At 58.0% G+C, this 18,305-nt stretch carries 15 protein-coding genes; all 15 read right to left on the bottom strand.

Annotated features, from left to right (window positions below; translation table 11 throughout):
• Positions 1–10: 10 nt before the first annotated feature.
• The 15 genes from B3Q33_RS06650 to B3Q33_RS06580 all read right to left on the bottom strand — a co-directional run bounded on the left by B3Q33_RS06650 (position 11) and on the right by B3Q33_RS06580 (position 18,304).
• Positions 11–2,053, bottom strand: a complete 2,043-nt coding sequence (locus B3Q33_RS06650; protein WP_272961894.1) for a DUF3488 and transglutaminase-like domain-containing protein — start codon at positions 2,051–2,053, stop codon at positions 11–13.
• 8 nt (positions 2,054–2,061) lie between these two features.
• Positions 2,062–3,018, bottom strand: coding sequence for a DUF58 domain-containing protein (locus B3Q33_RS06645; RefSeq protein ID WP_272961895.1), 957 nt, complete (start codon positions 3,016–3,018; stop codon positions 2,062–2,064).
• Positions 3,019–3,021: 3 nt separating this feature from the next.
• Positions 3,022–3,933 (bottom strand): AAA family ATPase, encoded by a 912-nt coding sequence (locus tag B3Q33_RS06640; RefSeq protein ID WP_035244165.1) that lies wholly within the window; start codon positions 3,931–3,933, stop codon positions 3,022–3,024.
• Between the two features lie 94 nt (positions 3,934–4,027).
• On the bottom strand, positions 4,028–5,239 hold the full coding sequence (locus tag B3Q33_RS06635) for an O-succinylhomoserine sulfhydrylase (protein WP_035244164.1): 1,212 nt from the start codon (positions 5,237–5,239) through the stop codon (positions 4,028–4,030).
• 30 nt (positions 5,240–5,269) lie between these two features.
• Positions 5,270–6,793 carry an amidophosphoribosyltransferase gene (gene purF / locus B3Q33_RS06630; RefSeq protein WP_272961896.1) on the bottom strand — a complete coding sequence of 508 codons (1,524 nt, stop codon included), beginning with the start codon at positions 6,791–6,793 and terminating at the stop codon, positions 5,270–5,272.
• 68 nt (positions 6,794–6,861) lie between these two features.
• A complete protein-coding gene (locus tag B3Q33_RS06625) occupies positions 6,862–7,347 on the bottom strand; it encodes a CvpA family protein (protein ID WP_272974630.1) in 486 nt (161 codons plus the stop codon).
• Positions 7,348–7,487: 140 nt separating this feature from the next.
• Positions 7,488–8,102, bottom strand: a complete 615-nt coding sequence (locus B3Q33_RS06620; protein WP_272974629.1) for an SPOR domain-containing protein — start codon at positions 8,100–8,102, stop codon at positions 7,488–7,490.
• 1 nt (position 8,103) lies between these two features.
• On the bottom strand, positions 8,104–9,330 hold the full coding sequence (locus B3Q33_RS06615) for a bifunctional folylpolyglutamate synthase/dihydrofolate synthase (protein ID WP_272974628.1): 1,227 nt from the start codon (positions 9,328–9,330) through the stop codon (positions 8,104–8,106).
• On the bottom strand, positions 9,323–10,204 hold the full coding sequence (accD, locus tag B3Q33_RS06610) for an acetyl-CoA carboxylase, carboxyltransferase subunit beta (RefSeq protein WP_035244153.1): 882 nt from the start codon (positions 10,202–10,204) through the stop codon (positions 9,323–9,325). The genes B3Q33_RS06615 and accD overlap by 8 nt, the downstream gene beginning before the upstream one ends.
• Positions 10,205–10,216: 12 nt before the next feature.
• The gene (gene trpA, locus B3Q33_RS06605; protein ID WP_272962639.1) at positions 10,217–11,020 is read right to left on the bottom strand and encodes a tryptophan synthase subunit alpha; all 804 of its coding nucleotides are present in this window, start codon (positions 11,018–11,020) and stop codon (positions 10,217–10,219) included.
• 9 nt (positions 11,021–11,029) lie between these two features.
• A complete protein-coding gene (trpB, locus tag B3Q33_RS06600) occupies positions 11,030–12,241 on the bottom strand; it encodes a tryptophan synthase subunit beta (protein ID WP_035244150.1) in 1,212 nt (403 codons plus the stop codon).
• Positions 12,234–12,890, bottom strand: a complete 657-nt coding sequence (locus B3Q33_RS06595) for a phosphoribosylanthranilate isomerase (protein WP_272962640.1) — start codon at positions 12,888–12,890, stop codon at positions 12,234–12,236. The genes trpB and B3Q33_RS06595 overlap by 8 nt, the downstream gene beginning before the upstream one ends.
• A 92-nt stretch (positions 12,891–12,982) precedes the next feature.
• Complete coding sequence (truA, locus tag B3Q33_RS06590; protein WP_272974641.1) at positions 12,983–13,780, bottom strand: tRNA pseudouridine(38-40) synthase TruA; 798 nt, start codon at positions 13,778–13,780, stop codon at positions 12,983–12,985.
• A gap of 226 nt (positions 13,781–14,006) precedes the next feature.
• The gene (locus tag B3Q33_RS06585; protein ID WP_273009590.1) at positions 14,007–17,084 is read right to left on the bottom strand and encodes a FimV/HubP family polar landmark protein; all 3,078 of its coding nucleotides are present in this window, start codon (positions 17,082–17,084) and stop codon (positions 14,007–14,009) included.
• A gap of 206 nt (positions 17,085–17,290) precedes the next feature.
• Positions 17,291–18,304, bottom strand: coding sequence for an aspartate-semialdehyde dehydrogenase (locus tag B3Q33_RS06580; RefSeq protein WP_035244143.1), 1,014 nt, complete (start codon positions 18,302–18,304; stop codon positions 17,291–17,293).
• Position 18,305: the final 1 nt, after the last annotated feature.

Below are 18,305 nucleotides of genomic sequence, written 5' to 3'. Positions count from 1 at the left end.
TGATAGCACACTAGTCCAATAATTTGTATAAGCGATTTCTCAGGCTGCGTAAATGGCGCTTTTGCTGTTTATTCGGTAATGAGACGGGGTCATAGTGGAGCTTCTGGTAGTATTTTGCCCAGTTATCGGCAGCAATGGCTGCCTGAGGCCACTGTTCACTGATCGCCTGGCAAAGCTGCATAGGAGTCAGACCCGCCTCCAGCGGGCGGCCCCGCTCACTGACACGCTGATGCAGTCGCCAGTATTCCCGCTCCATCAGGGTCAGCCTTTCATTGCCGCCGTGCCACAACAGAAACAATGCATACAGCCCCATCAATAGGGTGACGGCGACAATCAGGGCAATGGCAATGCGCACTGGCGAAACCGCGCCCAGCAGATCTTCCAGAAATTCGGACTGGAAGGCGCTGTCATAGCCCAGCACCCAAGTCTGCCAGCGGAAATCCACGTAATCCATCAACTGACTGACTTTCGCGAACAAGCCCCCATCCGAGAAACGACGCAGCCCCAGATCATCCAACAGATCTCTACCATCTTCGCTGTTCTCGAGAGCTTCCCTGAGTCCAAGTTCGATACGATCCGGCGCAACCGCGCCGGTGGGGTCAACACGAGTCCACCCATGCCCGCCCAGCCAGATTTCACTCCAGGCATGGGCATCATACTGTCGCACCAGCAGATGAGAGCCCAGTTCATTGCGCTCTCCCCCCTGGTAGCCCACCACAACCCTGGCCGGCACCCCGGCAGCACGCATCAGGAAAGTAAAGCTGGAGGCATAATGCTCGCAGAAGCCCCGCCGGGTTCGGAAAAGAAAGTCATCCACTGGATCCACGGTAAGCCTGGGTGGACGCAAGGTGTAATGAAAAGGTTGATCACGGAAGTAATCCAGTGCTCGCTGTGCAATATCCGACGCCGAATCACTTTCAAGTCGCCACTGATGCGCTAATCCCCGTGCCTTCCTGCCGGCTCCCTCCGGCAGCGACAACATCAGTTGTCGTTCCTGGCTAGTAAGGTTTATGGCAGCAGAGACCGCGGGAACGCTGTCCACTCGATAGGCAAACCTCTCAGAGACCGGCTGATTGGCCACCAGGCGCATATCTTTCGCTAAAGACACATCGCCGTACAACGGGAAGGGAACATCCAGACTGAACAACCAGCGACGCTGGGTCGGTTCAGCAATCACCTGGTAACGATAATATTGCTGATCAGGGGATCGGCGGCCTTCAAGCCGTTTGTACCAGTCCGGTTTTTCGCTTCCTCGCTGGTAAAGATATTCCGATTCCGGCTGCCCCTGAGGTACTGCCTGCTGCCAGGTACGTCCGTCGTAGTGGCTCAGTGTCAGCCCCCGCCAGTAACGCTGAGCCCGAGGCGGCATATCCCCCTGAAAGTCCACTCGAAAAGCCAGCTCTGCAGATTCCGACAGCTCGCTTATCTGCCCTGGCGACATGCTGTCGCTCATGCCAGTGCGGGCCTTGTCACCTCCAACCTGCATATTCCACAACGGTGCCACGCGAGGCACCAACAGGAACAACACCACCATCAGGGGAATAGCCTGCAGGGTAATCACCAGTGCACGCCTGCCATGCAGAAGGCCGCTGGCACGGGTATCACTGTGATTTATCCCCACCAGGCAGGTCGTGAGGACCGTCATGCAAAGGACAACATAGAGGAACATGCCCGGTGCCTGGGAAAACAACAGCGCCGTTGCACAGACAAAATACCCCAGCACAATCACCACATAGGCATCACGCTGCTGCACCACTTCCAGATACTTGAGCGCAAACAGGCTGACCAGCAAGGCAACGCCTGCTTCCGGGCCGTACAACCTGCCAAAACTGTAAAAGGTCAGCACCACAGCGCCAATCAACAGCAGCGAACGAACCATGCGACCCGGCAACGTCATACGCTGCTGCTCCACCAGCCAGCGAATCAGAATCACCAGCAGCAACAACCCGGCCTGCCAGGGAGGCCCTTTGACAAGCTGCGGCAAGGAACACAGCAAGACCGCCAGGGCGAGCCAGAGTCGGGTATGGGACGGGACCTGATAAATACGCGCCATGGAAAACCTCAGAAATCCGGATAACCGGCCAGGGCATCCAGCAATCGCCAACGATGCACGTCACCGGTATCCGGCGCTAACGTCAGACCCGGCAACGCCAGACCATAGGGCTGGCGCTGCTGATCCAGTTGCAAAATCCAGTAGCAGAGCACGGATAGTCGCTGCTCCTCGCCAATCCCCGGCAAACGATCCCAACGCAACCAAAGCCGACCACCCACCGGTTCCTCGAACTGCTTGGTATTCAACCCTCGACCAGCTGCGTAACCTTTCCAGTCTACCCGGCGCAGGGAATCTCCGGGGATGTAGCTGCGCAGCCCTTGAAATTCGTCGTTCCCTGACTGGCCGCTACTGAACGCCTCTTGATTTTCCTTACCGCCATCTGCCGGACAATCCAAGCTTTCCTTCGGACGCGGCCAGGCCAGGCAATAATGGTCCAGGGTCACATAGGACCAAGTACGCAGCAGCCCAAGCGGAAAGCGGCTTTCTACCTTGAGACGAGGCGCCATCACCCTGCCCCGCTCTGCAAGAGGCAAATTCAGCCACAGGCTCTCCTCTTCCCCTCTGCGGATGCTGATCTGCTGACCGTCCTGGCCACGCCAGCGTAGCCAGACGCAATGGTGCTCCCGTCGCTGGGCAAACAATACGATTTCAAGCGCCCCTTCTTCTCCGGCAAAACCGGATTCGCTGTCACCGTTTCGTATACCCAGAGCAGAAAGATTCCGGAAGGTATGCAGAATCGCCACCATGAACAGGCTGGCAAGCAGGAAAGACAAGGCCAGGATCAGGTTGTTTTCATAATTGATGCCACCGATGAACAGCAATGCCGCTACCAGCAGATAAAAGAAACCGTACCCGGTGGGGAAGATAAAGATGCGCCGTTGATCCAGCACGATCTGTCTCGCCGACGGCAAACGCCGGGCCAGCCAGCGTTCGTAGAAGTTGCGAAGCGGCGCCGACAACTGCATGGGCTAGCGACGGATGACTGGGACGGATTGCAGTAGGGACTGGGTGATGGCCGCCACACTCCCTCCCTGACGGGCACTGAGACGGTGCTCCGCCACGGATGGCCACACCGCTTGAACATCTTCCGGCAGCACATAATCGCGACCACTGAGCAGGGCCCATGCCCGGGCTGCCTTGAGCAAACCCAGGCCGGCGCGGGGAGAAAGGCCAGCAACGAAACGATCATCAGAACGAGTGGCATCCAGCAAACGCTGTACATAGTCCAGCAACTCGTGGCTGGCGCGGACCTTGCCCACTAATCGTGACAACTTGATCAGTCCTTCACTGGTGATCACCGACTGCAGCTCACGAACCTGCTCGCGAAGGTCGCCACCGGCCAGTAACTGCAACTCCACTTCCGGAGCCGGGTAGCCTAGGGAAATCCGCATCAGAAAACGGTCAAGCTGGGATTCAGGCAACACAAACGTGCCAGCTTGGTCCACCGGATTCTGGGTGGCGACAACAAAGAACGGTTGTGGCAAGGGACGGGTTACACCATCGAGGGTCACCTGTCGCTCTTCCATGGCCTCAAGCAGAGCGCCCTGGGTTTTCGGGGTGGCTCTGTTGATCTCATCGGCAAGCAACAACTGGGTGAACACCGGCCCTTCGCGAAGGGAAAATTGCTGCGTATTGGGATCGAATACGGAAACGCCGAGAATATCCGCCGGCAACATGTCGCTGGTGAATTGCACTCGCCGGTACTCAAGCTTGAACACCCGGGCCAGGGCATGAGCAAGGGTGGTTTTTCCCATGCCGGGCAGGTCTTCGATAAGCAGATGGCCATTGGCCAGCATGCAGGTAAGCGCGAGCTTCAGTTGTTCTTCTTTGCCCAGTACCACACGCCCCACCTGGGCCAGGGCTTTATCCAGTGCCTGCATGGTTCCCCTTTCAAACGCCACAGGCTGGACGCTTCACGCGTCATGCCAAAGCGTTTTCTGTTTACAGGTTGCATTGCGTATGCAACGTCTCGTTTTATGCGCTACCGAGCGCCTCTAACCCCCGGTTCAAATCTGCCTTCAGGTCGTTGACCGATTCCAGGCCGATGGCCAGACGGATAAGATTTTCGGTAACCCCGGCCCGTTGTTTTTCTTCCTCTTTCACGCGCCCATGGGTGGTTGACGCCGGATGCGTAATCGTCGTTTTAACATCACCCAGGTTAGCGGTAATGGAAATCAGCCGGGTGGCATCAATAAAGCGCCAGGCTGCCTGTCGATCCCGGTTGCCCGCGGCATCTTCGACTTCAATGGACATGACCGCACCGTAACCTGACTGTTGCTTACCGGCCAGGGCATGCTGGGGATGATTCTTGAGACCCGCATAGTGCACCCGAACGATGCCCGGCTGACTTTCCAGCCACTCGGCCAACACCTGAGTGCGGGCACTCTGGGCTTCCATGCGCAACGATAATGTTTCCAACCCCTTCAGGAATACCCAGGCGTTGAAGGGGCTCATACAGGCACCAGCAGAGCGGACAAAACCCAGCACTTCTTCCATTTCTGCTTTCGGCCCAACCACGGCACCACCAAGACAGCGCCCCTGACCATCCAGGTATTTGGTGGCGCTGTGAATAATGATATCCGCGCCCAGTTCCAGCGGTTTCTGCAAGGCCGGCGTGCAGAAACAGTTATCTACCACCAGCAAGGCGCCATTGTCATGGGCCAGTTTGGCCAGGGCTCGTATATCGCCAATTTCCGATAGCGGATTGGACGGTGTTTCCAGGTACAGGATGCGGGTTTCCGGACGGATTGCCGATTCCCAGTCCTTCAGGTCGCTCAGGTCCACCAGCGACGTCTCGATGCCGAATTTGGCCAGATATTTGTCAAACACCACATTGGTGGTGCCGAACACACTGCGGGAGCTTACGATATGATCGCCGGGTGAAAGCAGGGAAAAGAAGGTGCCACTGATAGCGGCCATGCCGGAGGCAAAGGCCACGCAGGCCTCGCCCCCTTCCAGCGCGGCCAGGCGCTGTTCAAAAGCACGCACGGTTGGATTGGTGAAACGGGAATAGATATTCCCCGGTTCCTGACCACCAAAACGCGCCGCCGCCTGGGCGGCACTTTCATAGACAAAGCTGGAGGTCAGGAAAATCGGATCCGAGTGCGCCATCTCGTCCGTACGCAACTGTGCCGTGCGGATTGCCAGGGTTTCCACATCGAGTTGTGTCGGATCAAGATCGTTCATTGATGGCCTCAATTTTCTCTTGGGTCTTACTCAGTTTGTGTTGTGCAAATCGATAATCTCGTTATCTGCCAGTGCCTGGGTTTTTTCATTACTGCCCTTGGCCATGTCATTGCGCCGTGCTTCAAGGCCTGCCAGATATTCCGGTGTGATGTTGCCTGCCAGATAGATTCCATTGAACACGGAACAGTCGAAAGACTCCACTCCGGGATTGCCTTCCTTGCACGTCTCCACCAGATCTTCCAGGTCCTGATAGATCAATTTGTCTGCACCAATCAGTTTGCCGATTTCCTCAGTGGTACGACCGTGGGCAATCAGCTCCTGGGCAGCCGGCATATCGATGCCATAGACATTGGGGAACTGTACCGCTGGCGCCGCCGAGGCAAAATACACTTTCTTGGCGCCGGCTTCCCGTGCCATCTGGATGATCTCGTTACAGGTGGTACCGCGCACAATGGAATCATCTACCAGCAGCACATTCTTACCCTTGAACTCCAGCTCGATGGCATTGAGCTTCTGGCGTACAGATTTCTTGCGCTGCTGCTGACCGGGCATGATGAAGGTGCGGCCGATATAACGGTTCTTAATGAACCCTTCCCGGTATTTGACGCCAAGATGATTGGCCATCTGCAGGGCCGACGTACGGCTGGTATCTGGAATGGGAATGACCACATCGATATCGTGATCCGGCCACTCTCGCTCCACTTTTTCCGCCAGTTTCTCACCCATGCGCAAACGCGCCTTGTACACCGAGATACCGTCAATGATCGAGTCAGGACGAGCCAGGTAAACCTGCTCGAAAATGCATGGGTGCAGGCTCGGAGTTTCTGCACACTGGCGAGTGTGCATTTCACCTTCGGCAGTAATATAAATGGCCTCACCCGGCTCCAGGTCTCGCTCGATATGAAAGCCCAGGGAAGACAGCGCCACGGACTCGGAAGCCACCATGTACTCGGGCCCGTTGGGGGTGTCCTTGCGCCCAAAACAGACCGGCCGAATACCGTGGGGGTCACGGAATGCCAGAATGCCGTAGCCAGTGATCATGGCCACCACCGCATAGGCTCCCTCCACCCGCTTGTGAACCGCCGCGACGGCATCAAAAATATCGTTTGGTTCTGGCTGCAGCTTGCCGATGCTCTGCAATTCGTGAGCGAACACATTCAAGAGCACCTCGGAATCGGAGGTGGTGTTGATATGGCGCAGGTCAGCCCGAAAAATGTGTTCTGCCAGCGCCTCAGCGTTCGTGAGGTTGCCGTTGTGGGCCAGGGTGATGCCGTAGGGCGAATTCACATAGAATGGCTGGGCTTCCGCCGAACTGGAGCTACCGGCAGTGGGATAGCGCACATGACCAATACCCATGTTGCCGACCAGACGGCGCATATGACGGGTACGAAACACATCCCGCACCATTCCGTTATCCTTGCGCAGATAGAGACGATCCCCGTCACAGGTAACGATACCGGCTGCATCCTGCCCCCGATGCTGAAGGACTGTCAGCGCATCATAGATGCCCTGGTTCACATAGCGATGGCCGACAATGCCCACAATGCCGCACATGGTACTTTCCTCTCGTTAGGGCCTGCTAACACCACCACTATCAATGATGTGTTACACACCCTCGTTGCTTATACGTTCATGACCAGGGCGAGCAGCTTCTCACCCATGTCCCGAGTCCACGCTTCCATCATGACCAGATGCGGAACCAGAGTGGATTCTTGCCACCATGGGTCAGCGCCAAACATATGCCGACCCAAGGCTACCAGCACGACCATCAGCAGCACTCCTCGCAAGGCGCCGAAGACCATACCCAGTAAGCGATCAGTGCTGCTCAGCCCGGTAACACGGATCAATTCACCGAGCAAATGGTTAATCAGGGCGCCCACCACCAACGTCAGGACAAACAGCAAGCCGAAAGCAACGGCGGCTCGCAAGCTGGGGGTGGCAATCTGATCTTGAAGAAGGAGATCCAGGGCCGGGCTGAACAGGCGCGCGATGATAAAGGCAGCCACCCAGGTGAGCAATGAAAAGGCTTCGCGGGTGAAGCCACGGCGCACGCTCAGCAAAGCGGAAATTGCGATGGCGATCAGAATGATGGCGTCTGCCAGATTCATGTAAAGCGTGCTCTCACCGGCTTGATTCCTGAAGCGGCCGGGTGCGCTTGCTCGCACCCGGCTACCCGGAAAATTCAGAGGGCGAAGTTTAACAGAGGCAGGGGCACTTGCCCATGGATACGCCCAATGGGCGGTATGAATCAGGGAGCATAAATCCGCACCAGACCCTTGAAACCAAAACGACTGTCATCCGCCAGCTGCTGGCGGGTTCGCTCTGCATCCTTCTTGTGGATTTCCGGACCCACCATGACCCTATGAACGACCTTGCCCTGGTGGCTGTCGGTTTCGCTGTAGGCCCGATAACCAGCGGCTTTCAGCTTTTCCACCACACCTGCAGCATTATCAACACTGGCATAACTCCCCACTTGAACCACGAAACCGGCCAGAACCGGGCTATCATCCGGTTTGACGGGCGGTGGCACTGGCGCGTCGTCGATAACCGGCGCTGCCTGGCCGTCTTCACGGGCATCAGCAGCAGACTCACCGGAGTTGTCCGTCTCGACCCATAACTGCTCTTGCGCAGCCTCTTTAACAGCCTCGCGCTCAGACTGGATCCTTTCCGCTGCGGCACTTTCCACCTTTTCAGAGACCACCGGTTCCACATTCACAGCAGTCATCTCTGGCTGATCCGGTATTTGCATATCCAGCGCATTGCGAATCTGTTCCGGCGACCGGAATACTAAGGGCGCCAGGACGGCCGCCAGAAGCAACAACAGGACAACGCCGATAATGCGCTGGCGGGTTCGTTTATCCACCTTACTCTCCCCTCGCTTCCGCAACGGTATAGAAAGATCCGAAGATTAGCACCTGATCGCTGCTCTGTGCAGCGTCCAGGGCGCCGCTCAATGCCTCGGAGACACTGTCATACTGACGGCATTGCGCCTGCGCCGGCAAGGCAGCTGCCAGCCGGGATGGCGATGCAGCCCGGGCCATGGCCGGGGCGGCGAGGTGCCAGCTTACTGACTGACCGGCAAATAACGCCACCACCTCATCAATCGGCTTGTCTGCCATCATTCCGAACACCAGATGCCGCCGGCCTTCGCAGGGCGGCAACAGTTGCAGGAAGCGGGTCACCGCCGCCAGATTGTGGCCCACATCAAACCAGCAGGGGTGTCCCTGCAGCTGGCGAAATTCACAACGCCCGAACAGAGCCACATCGGCCACCGCTGCGCAGTCCTGTGTGGTAACCGGGACGCCAACCAGGGCAAGCGCCTGACACGCGGTCGCCAGGTTATCCCGACCCAGGGTCACCATGCTGGGAAAACCCAGCTCGCGACCATCACAGAGCGTCACACCCTGCTCATTGAGGCGAAACTCTCGCCCGGCAAACACCGGCTCAACGCCATAGCTGTCTGCCAGGGCCGGCAGATTGTGAGGCCAGTCTGCCTCACCAAAAATCAGCGGTCTGCCGGGACGGGCAATGCCGCACTTTTCCCTCGCTATGGCCTCGCGGGTGTCACCCAGCCAGTCCTGATGATCCAGTCCCACAGAGGTGACCACTGCCACATTCGGGTCGACGATATTCACCGCATCCAGCCGGCCACCCAGGCCGACTTCCAGCAGTACCAGATCCCCCTCGCTTTGCCGGAACAGCAACAGCGCCGCCAGGGTACTGAACTCGAAATAGGTCAGGGAAACGTCCTGGCGTGCCCGCTCCACCTGCTCAAACGCCTCACAGAGCTGCTGATCCGAGGCCAAGCCACCGGGCAGACGCACGCGCTCATTGAAACGATGCAGATGAGGAGAGGTGTAGAGACAGACTCGACGGCCATGACGCTCGGCCAGAACCTGCATCAGGCGCAGGGTGGAGCCTTTTCCATTGGTGCCAGCCACGGTGATCACCGGCACCGGCATGGCATCCACACCAAGACGGCAGGCCACCTGGTGGATGCGTTCCAGGCCCAGTTCGATTTCGGTGGGATGCATGGCCTCAATCCGCTCCAGCCAGGCGGCCAGAGCGGAAGCGGCAGAGTCTTCAGTCATCAACGGTCTGGAGGGGCCAGCCCATCATGTTCGCCAGCAGGCGATGGAGGGTATCGCGCATATCGTGGCGAGACACGATCATGTCGATGGCACCGTGATCAACCAGGAATTCACTGCGCTGGAAGCCTTCGGGCAGTTTCTGTCGCACGGTCTGTTCAATCACTCGAGGCCCCGCAAAACCGATCAAGGCATTGGGTTCAGCAACATTTACATCACCGAGCATGGCCAGGGACGCGGAAACGCCGCCGTATACCGGATCAGTGAGCACGGAAATAAAGGGTAGGCCCGCCTGACGCATCTTTTCCAGCGCCGCACTGGTCTTGGCCATCTGCATGAGGGAGAACAGGGCCTCCTGCATACGCGCGCCGCCACTGGCAGAGAAACACACCAACGGAAGCTTCTGCTCCAGGCACACATCCACGGCGCGGACAAAACGCTCGCCGACCACCGAGCCCATGGAACCACCCATGAAGTTGAACTCGAAGGCACAGGCCACCAGGGGCTCACCGTGCAGGGCCCCTTTAAGGACAATCAGCGCATCGTTCTCTTCAGTGGCTTTCTGGGCAGCAACCAGCCGGTCCTTGTACTTTTTGGAGTCCTTGAACTTGAGACGATCCACTGGCGCCAGTTCGGCACCGATTTCCGTCTGCGGCCCCTCGTCCAGAAACAGCTTGAGCCGCCGCCGGGCATTGATGCGCAGGTGATGCTCACACTTCGGGCAAACATCCATGTTGCGGTCCAGTTCGGGCCGGTACACCACCCCGTCGCAGCGTGGGCATTTACGCCACAGCCCCTCGGGAATGTTGTTGCGCCGGTTTTCCTGGGGGCGACGTACTGCAGGCAGGATTTTCTCCAGCCAGTTGCTGTTGCTCATGCAAAGGTCCCGTTACTGATCCATAGCGTTGCGCATGGCGGCCAGGATGTCACTGATGGCCTTATTGATCGCCTCCGGGTTATCCGGATTGGCAGCGATCTGGTTCACCAGAGCACTACCTACGACCACACCATCGGACACCCGGCTCACCGCCTGTGCAGATTCAGCGTCTTTGATACCAAAGCCGACACCAATGGGCAATTGAGCAAGGTTGCGAATTGTTTCAACCCGTCCAGCCACCTCGTCCACATTCAGTGATGCGGAGCCGGTCACGCCCTTCAGGGAGACGTAATACAGGTAGCCGGAGCCGGCCTTGCCAATCAGCTTGATACGAGCATCCGAGGTAGTCGGTGCCACCAGGAAAATCATGTCCAGCTCGTGGGCATCCATCACCGGCTTGATTTCCAGGGCTTCTTCCGGAGGCAGATCCACCAGCAGGATGCCATCCACACCGGCTTGCGAGGCGGCCTTGGCAAAGCTTTCATACCCAAGCGCTTCCACCGGGTTCAAATAGCCCATCAGCACTACCGGCGTCTGGGTATCCCGCTCGCGAAATTCCTTTACCATGGCCAGCACGTCATGGGTAGACGTGCCGTGGGCCAGGGCCCGCTCACAGGCCTTCTGGATTACCGGGCCATCGGCCATGGGGTCCGAAAAAGGCACACCCAATTCAATGATGTCGGCCCCCGCTTCCACCATGGCATGCATCAACGGCACCGTCACTTCCTTGCTGGAATCACCGGCGGTCACAAAGGGAATCAGAGCCTTGCGCTTCTGCTCGGCCAACCGCTGAAAACAGCTTTCAATACGACGCATTACTGCTCCTTAAAATTCAATGCCATCGATGGCGGCGACAGTCAGAATATCCTTGTCTCCACGACCGGACAGATTGATAACGATGTCCTGATCCGGTGACATGGTCGGAGCCAGTTTGCGAGCATAGGCCAGCGCATGGGCCGACTCCAGGGCCGGCATGATGCCCTCTACCTGGGTCAGCTCACGGAACGCCGAGAGGGCTTCCTTGTCATCCGCCGACACATACTTCACCCGCCCCAGATCCTTGAGCCAGGAATGCTCTGGCCCCACACCGGGATAATCCAGCCCAGCAGACACGGAATGGGTTTCGATGATCTGGCCGTTATCGTCTTCCATCAGGTAGGTACGGTTACCGTGCAATACACCCGGACGGCCGGCACTCAAGGGCGCCGCATGGCGGCCGGTTTCGATACCGTCACCCGCAGCTTCCACACCATACATGGCCACACCATCATCATTGAGGAAAGGATGGAACAGGCCAATGGCGTTAGAACCGCCGCCGACACATGCCACCAGCGCATCAGGCAGCTTGCCGGCCTGCTTGAGGCTCTGCTCGCGGGCTTCGCGACCGATCACGCACTGGAAGTCACGCACCAGTAGCGGATACGGATGCGGGCCGGCCACGGTACCAATGATGTAGAAGGTGTCATCCACATTGGTAACCCAGTCACGCATGGCCTCGTTCATGGCGTCTTTGAGGGTTTTTGAACCGGACGTGACCGGAATCACCTCAGCGCCAAGCAGCCTCATGCGATAGACGTTGAGCTTTTGCCGCTCCACGTCCTCCGCACCCATATACACCTGGCACTCGAGACCCAGGCGGGCCGCCACAGTGGCCGTTGCCACACCATGTTGTCCTGCTCCGGTTTCTGCAATCACCCGCGGCTTACCCATATGCTTGGCAAGCAGGGCCTGGCCAATGGTGTTGTTTACCTTGTGGGCACCGGTGTGATTGAGGTCTTCACGCTTGAGCCAGATCTTTGCCCCGCCGAGCTGCTTCGACCATCGCTCCGCCAGATACAGCGGAGACGGACGGCCAACATAGTGGGCCAGGTCGTAGTCGAAATCCGCACGGAATTGCGGATCATCCTTGAGACGCTCATACATGGCGGCCAGATCGTCCAGAGCCCCCATCAGGGTCTCGGAAACAAAACAGCCGCCAAACTGGCCGAAATGGCCTCGGGCGTCAGGAAAAGCAGAAAAATCAGGGCGTTCAGACACCAGCTACTCCTCGTATTTTCGCACTTTTGATAAAGGCGCGGATGGCGGACGGGTCCTTGACCCCTCCACTGCGGCCGCCCTGAACAGTCTTCTGCTCAACGCCGCCACTGACATCCACCGCCCAAGGCCGCACCTGTGCTACGGCATCGGCCACATTGCCCCGGTGCAGGCCACCGGCCAGCACCACGGGAAGGGGCAGATCCTTGGGTAATCTGCCCCAGTTAAACGTCTCACCGGTACCACCGGGCACACCGGGCACATAGCTATCGACCAGAAGCCCTGCCGCCTCACGATACTCCATCGCGCAGCGATACAAATCCACATCATCTTTCATGCGCACCGCCTTGATCCACGGACGCGAAAAACGGGTGCAGAACTGCGCGGGCTCATCACCATGAAATTGCAGCAGATCCAGCGGCACCTGAGCCAGCACATGGTCAATGGTGGCTTGCGACGCATTCACGAACAAACCAACCGTGGTCACAAACGGGGGCAAGCTGGCGCATATTGCCGCCGCCCGGGCGACCGTAACGTAACGGGGGCTGGGCTCGTAAAATACCAGACCAATAGCATCGGCACCGGCGTTTGCTGCCGCCAGTCCATCCTCGATGCGGGTGATGCCACAGATTTTGACCCGGGGTATGGTCATGGGTTCTCCAGTGTATCAAAAGCCCGGCGGATTAGGGATGTTTCGGGGCATTGGCAATAAATCATTTACCACTGCCCGGCTGCTCATTATGCCTAAAGGGAATCCGGCAACCACAGGGGGCCAAGCGGCTCTCTGGGTAAATCGAAATGGTCCGGGTATTCGATGTCGACGAGGTACAAGCCAAATGGTGGTGCCGTTGCAGCCCCCTTGCGACGGTCCCCGGATTCCAGCACCTCACGAGCCCAATGGGCGGGTCGCTTACCCGCCCCGATCGTCATCAGCACACCTGCTATATTACGCACCATATGCATCAAGAAGGCGTTAGCATGAGCCTCCAGCACGATCACCTTGCCAAATTCATGCAGTTTCAGACTGTGCAGTGTCTTGTGCGGTGACTTCGCCTGACAGTGCACACTGCGGTAAGCAGTAAAATCGTGGCTGCCGACCAGGTGACCGGCTGCTTCACGCATGGCGTTGAGATTCAGCGGCCGATAATTCCAGGTAACCTGATTGCGATACAGGGCCGGTGGGCGTGGGTGGTTGTAGATCACGTATCGATAGCGGCGACTGACGGCAGAAAAACGCGCATGAAATTCTTCGCTCACCGGAGTGGCCCAGCGAACGGTCACATCCCGAGGCAGGTTGGTATTGCCACCCATGATCCAGCTTTTCATTTCCCGGGGAGCATCGGAGTCAAAATGCACCACCTGACCGGTGCCATGCACGCCGGCATCAGTGCGACCAGCACAGACCACCGACACAGGATGGTGCGCCACTTTCGATAGCGCCTTCTCAAGGCATTCCTGCACAGTTCTTACGCCGGCTTGCTGGGTCTGCCAGCCGCGAAAGTCGGTACCGTCGTATTCAATTCCAAGGGCGATCCGGGCCATGGCAACCTCAGTTAAAAGGTCAAAGCTGAAAGTTAAATCGCGAACCAAAGTGCCAACCAGCCGATAAGATGGAGCCACACTTACCAGCCCTGCTTTGCGGGCAGGGTGCTCAACGTCAAACAACACCCCGCCACACACTGTTTCAACCCTGAACTTCCAACTCGCAGCTAAACAAAAAGGGGGCGATACCATAAGGCATCGCCCCCTTATTTCCTAGCAGTAGAGGTTAACCAACCTGCCCCATCAGCTCACGGGCTTCCGCCTGTTGCTGATCGCTACCTTCAGAGATCACCTCATTGAGGATATCACGAGCACCTTCGCTGTCGCCCATATCGATATAGGCCTTGGCCAGGTCCAGCTTGGTAGCGTTTTCGTCGGTCTCCCCGAGGAAGTCGAAATCGTCCTCGTCGCCCAGCACATCGCCGGTCGCCGCCTGCGGTTCCGCAGACGATGCAATCTCCTCAGCCGGCTCAGCAGGAGCTACCGGGGCTTCCGGTTCCGGCTCAGGAGTCGGAGCTTCTTCCCGGACAGGATCCTCGTCCAGAGAGAGGCTGTCACCCTCACCCTCCAGTTCCAGGTCTTCATCACCCAGCAGATCTTCCAGGGAGGCAGCCTGCTCAGATGCCGGTGTCGGTTCATCAGCGGGCATTTCCAGATCCAGATCGGCGAGATCATCCCCTGTGTCACTGTCCGCAGAACTGGCCAGGGATTTCTCCGCTTCATCCAGTTCAAGGTCCAGATCAGCCAGGGTGTCATCGGCGCTGTCGTCAGAACCGCCGTCCAGGTCCAGGTCATCCAGGGAAAGATCCAGCTCTTCCTTGCTATCTTCGCTGTCGCCGGACTCATCGAACTCGAGGCTCATGTCATCCAGATTCAGATCCCCGTACTCGGCATCACCATCGCCCATGGAGGAACTGCTGACATCGTCCAGTTCCAGAACAGGGCTGGCAGCTAGGGACTGCTTGTCCGCGTCGGACAGAGGTATTTCCTGCCCGGCTTCCGTTTTGCTGTCGTCTTCAAAATCCAGGCTGAAATCATCATTCAGAGAGGCCGTATCCTCGGAAGGATCCAGCATCAGAGTGTGATCTTCACTGTCGCTGCCCTCATCCGCATCCAGCTCGAAATCGAAATCAGCCAGCTCATCGTCCTGATGCCCTTTCGCCTGGTCATCAGAGGCGTCGGTGGACAATTCCGGCTTATCGGCCTGCATGGTGGGGACATCGTCATCCAGACCGGAGGACAGGCCCATTTCAAGATCATCCAGGGACAACGCTTCATCATCGCTGTCTGATGTCTGGGATGGAACACTGCCGCCCAGACGGGCAATGGCTTCATCCACCTCGGCGGAAGTGCCAGCAAAAATGCTGGTCTGCTGCTGGAAGGCAGCATCGTCATTCATTTCCTTGAGCAGCTCCAACAAGCGAACTTTCAGATCGGCCCGCTGAGGATGCTTGTTGATTTCGTTGCGCAGGAAATCCACCGCCTGCGGGTAGCGGCCATAGGCCACATAGACTTCCACGTCTTCCAGCGGATCCTGGCTGCTACTCTGCTCCGGAACGTCAGCTTCTTCATCGTGGTCAGCGACGGCACCGGTAGCGACATTGTCATCGTCCAGGTTGAGGCCAAATTCGTCCTGACCGTCATCGTCCAGATCTTCAAAAAGAGCACCATCAGTCTCGTCGTCACCACCGTCCTTCTTCTTGCCGCGCAGCAGCAGGAAGAGCAATAACAGGATGGCAACCAAGCCCAGAGCGATATACATCAGGTTGTCGAGCAACAGGGCAACGATGCCGCCCTGCTGCTCCTGGACGGGAGGCTGCGCAGGTGCCACCGGCTTTGGCTTGACCACTTCTGGCGCTTTTTCCACTGCAGGCTCAGCCGCAGTAACGGCGGCATCCGTATTGTCCTGTGCGTCACGGTCCGCACCTTCCGCATCATCAGCGGCTGCAGAGCCATCCTCGGTAACGCTGGCATCTGTTTGCGCCACAGTAGCACTGTCAGCGTCGTCGCCCGCGGTCGGCTCGGAAGCCTCGTCACCGTTAGCCGTTATGTCATCGTCGCTAGCAACAGTGGAATCAGTTTCTTCATCTGCAGTCGCCACAGGTTCAGCTGGCGCTTCCATAAGCGGATCATCGCCTTCCACAGCGACACCCTGCTCTTCACGCAACTTGCGGAGTTCTTCCTGCAATTGAGCAATCTGATCGTTACGCAGCTTCAGCAATTGCTCGCTGGTACGGGTTTGGCCTTCAAGGTCATCCAGACGGGATTTGAGCTCGGAATTTTCCCGGTCAAGACGGTCCAGATTCTCGTCACGAATGGCCAGCTCATTCTCAAGCACTGCGGTATTGGCACTGCCATCGCGGGCCGAGCCGGTGCTGTCACCGTCATCTACACCAGCAGTGGATTCCGGGGAAACCAATTTCACCTGGCCAGTGGTCGGACCCTGCTCATCGTCATCGCTGCCGGCAGCCTGGCGGCTACCATCAAGCTGGGCACGCTGTTGAGGGGCCTCAATACCACGGGCCTCCAGCATCTCGCGCCATTTACGATTCTGGTCAGCCACTTCCACAATGGCATTGCGGGTAGAGATATTGCGCACTTCCTGTTCGTTGGGAATGCGCAGCACCGTCCCTTCCCGAACCAGGTTGACGTTATTGTTGATAAAGGCGTCAGAATTCATGGTCTGGATTGCGACCAGCATCTGCTGCACGGACACACTTTCTGCAGGACGGTTGTCGAGGGCGATACGCCACATGGTGTCTGAGGCTTTCACCGTGTAGGTGTTGCGCTGGCCGCTATCCGCCACCGGCGCCGGGCTTGCAGATTCTGACGGGGATGACTGGGCGACCGGACGGCTCGGCGCGGCTTGCGGCTCAGGTTCTGCCTCAGTGCGGGTTACCGGCTGTGGTGCCCGGCTGATGGTCGGAGCGGCTGTAGAAGCGCTGTCGGCATAGCTGGGCGGGTCCAGCAGCACCGTGTACTCACGCATCAGTCGACCGGTCGGCCAGAGAAACTCCACCAGGAAATTCAGATAGGGTTCGCGAACTGGTTGATCCGTAGTGACATGTAGCCGCGCCTTGTCACCGGCCTGCAGCTCGACCGCAAAATCCATACGGTTGAGGAAATAGGCACGATCCACCCCGGCTGCGTCGAATTCGGCCTGCGACGCCAGGTTCACGAGGATTTCCTCTGCGGTCAGATCCCCAACCTCATGCAGGGAAATTTCCATATCCAGGGGTTGATTCAGGTAGGAATTCAGCTCGTATTCCCCAACCCCTAAAGCCGCCGCAACGCCTGGTGACATGATTACCAGTGCGGTTAAGCCAAACCCAAGTTTTCGAAGCATGGTCGAACCCTTTATTTATTATGTTTCCCGCGCTCAGCCCGATCCCGCGGGCGCTACCGGACGAACCCGAGGCGGCAAGCAGTCCTATGACGCTGATCACACATTCTGCCCCAGGCTGGACTCAAAACCTAGAAACCGCGTCACATAATGTCAGTAAGTATCCATTACAGATAGTCTTTTAGCAACTTCTCGACCACCTTCACCGCGTTAAGAGCGGCCCCCCAACGGACATTGTCGGCGACGCTAAAATAGCTCAAACCGCCGCTGCCTTCCATGTCTTCCCGGGTTCGAGAAATCCGCAGGCGCGGCTCCCCTTCCACCGAAGCCACCGGGGACATTGCCTGGGGGTCGTCATTTTCCAGCACATCCAGATCATTCTGCCCCTCCCAGACCGACAGCGCCTGCGCCATTGCCAGGGGCTGAATGCTACGAACCGACACACTCTGCCCATGGCCATAGAAGACCGGCACGCGCACCGTGGTGACCTGAACCGACAAGGGCTGGTCGGCCAGCACACGGCGGGTTTCCAGCATCAGCTTGAGCTCTTCGCTGGTAAAACCGTTTTCTTGAGCCTGGCCGCTAAGCGGCAGTGCATTAAAGGCAATCTGTGCCTGGGCCGCCTCGCTGGGCGACAGGCCATTAAGCAGGCGCACGCTCTGCTGGGCCAGTTGATCCACCCCGCTCCTGCCAGTCGCAGACACCGCCTGAAGCTGGGTCACCACCACTTCCTGCAGCGGGGCCATATCAGCAAGAGGCTTGAGAGCCCGCACCAGCTGGACGGTGGCGGCATCCGCACAGGCTACCAGGTTGTTTTCCCGGGCCTGACCAAGCAGCTCATCGTTAACATCAGCCACCAGCAACGGCACATCGGATTCGTAACGAAACGCCGGTGACAAATCCACCACCATCGCCCCTGCTTCGGCAGCCCGGGGCGCCAATTGCTGACTCACCGTGGCGCCAGCGGCAAACAGCGCCACCTCCACTTGCGAAAAGTCGAAATCTTCGGTTTTCTTTACGGTCAGCGATTTGCCGCCGAAGGACACCTTGCCCCCTGCCCCGTTTTCAGATGCCAACACAAAAAGCTCGCCGACCGGAAATTGCCGATCTGCCAGCAGCTTGATAATGGCCTCGCCGACCAGTCCGGTTGCACCGACAATGGCAAGATTGATTGAACGCATA

It is taken from the genome of Alcanivorax sp. UBA3183, from assembly GCF_002364155.1.
In the GTDB taxonomy this organism is placed as follows: Bacteria; Pseudomonadota; Gammaproteobacteria; order Pseudomonadales; family Alcanivoracaceae; genus Alcanivorax; species Alcanivorax jadensis.
The sequence above is the reverse complement of the archived record's forward strand: the minus strand, read 5'-3'. Positions and strand labels throughout refer to the sequence as shown.

Bases quoted from the DNA above. Each gene is read 5' to 3' on its own strand.
- B3Q33_RS06585 (WP_273009590.1), bottom strand. From the start codon at position 17,084: ATGTCACCAGGCGTTGCGGCGGCTTTAGGGGTTGGGGAATACGAGCTG.
- B3Q33_RS06615 (WP_272974628.1), bottom strand. From the start codon at position 9,330: ATGACTGAAGACTCTGCCGCTTCCGCTCTGGCCGCCTGGCTGGAGCGG.
- B3Q33_RS06625 (WP_272974630.1), bottom strand. From the start codon at position 7,347: ATGAATCTGGCAGACGCCATCATTCTGATCGCCATCGCAATTTCCGCT.
- truA (WP_272974641.1), bottom strand. From the start codon at position 13,780: ATGGCCCGGATCGCCCTTGGAATTGAATACGACGGTACCGACTTTCGC.
- B3Q33_RS06580 (WP_035244143.1), bottom strand. From the start codon at position 18,304: ATGCGTTCAATCAATCTTGCCATTGTCGGTGCAACCGGACTGGTCGGC.
- accD (WP_035244153.1), bottom strand. From the start codon at position 10,204: ATGAGCAACAGCAACTGGCTGGAGAAAATCCTGCCTGCAGTACGTCGC.
- B3Q33_RS06650 (WP_272961894.1), bottom strand. From the start codon at position 2,053: ATGGCGCGTATTTATCAGGTCCCGTCCCATACCCGACTCTGGCTCGCC.
- B3Q33_RS06595 (WP_272962640.1), bottom strand. From the start codon at position 12,890: ATGACCATACCCCGGGTCAAAATCTGTGGCATCACCCGCATCGAGGAT.
- B3Q33_RS06645 (WP_272961895.1), bottom strand. From the start codon at position 3,018: ATGCAGTTGTCGGCGCCGCTTCGCAACTTCTACGAACGCTGGCTGGCC.
- B3Q33_RS06635 (WP_035244164.1), bottom strand. From the start codon at position 5,239: ATGAACGATCTTGATCCGACACAACTCGATGTGGAAACCCTGGCAATC.
- purF (WP_272961896.1), bottom strand. From the start codon at position 6,793: ATGTGCGGCATTGTGGGCATTGTCGGCCATCGCTATGTGAACCAGGGC.
- trpA (WP_272962639.1), bottom strand. From the start codon at position 11,020: ATGCGTCGTATTGAAAGCTGTTTTCAGCGGTTGGCCGAGCAGAAGCGC.
- B3Q33_RS06640 (WP_035244165.1), bottom strand. From the start codon at position 3,933: ATGCAGGCACTGGATAAAGCCCTGGCCCAGGTGGGGCGTGTGGTACTG.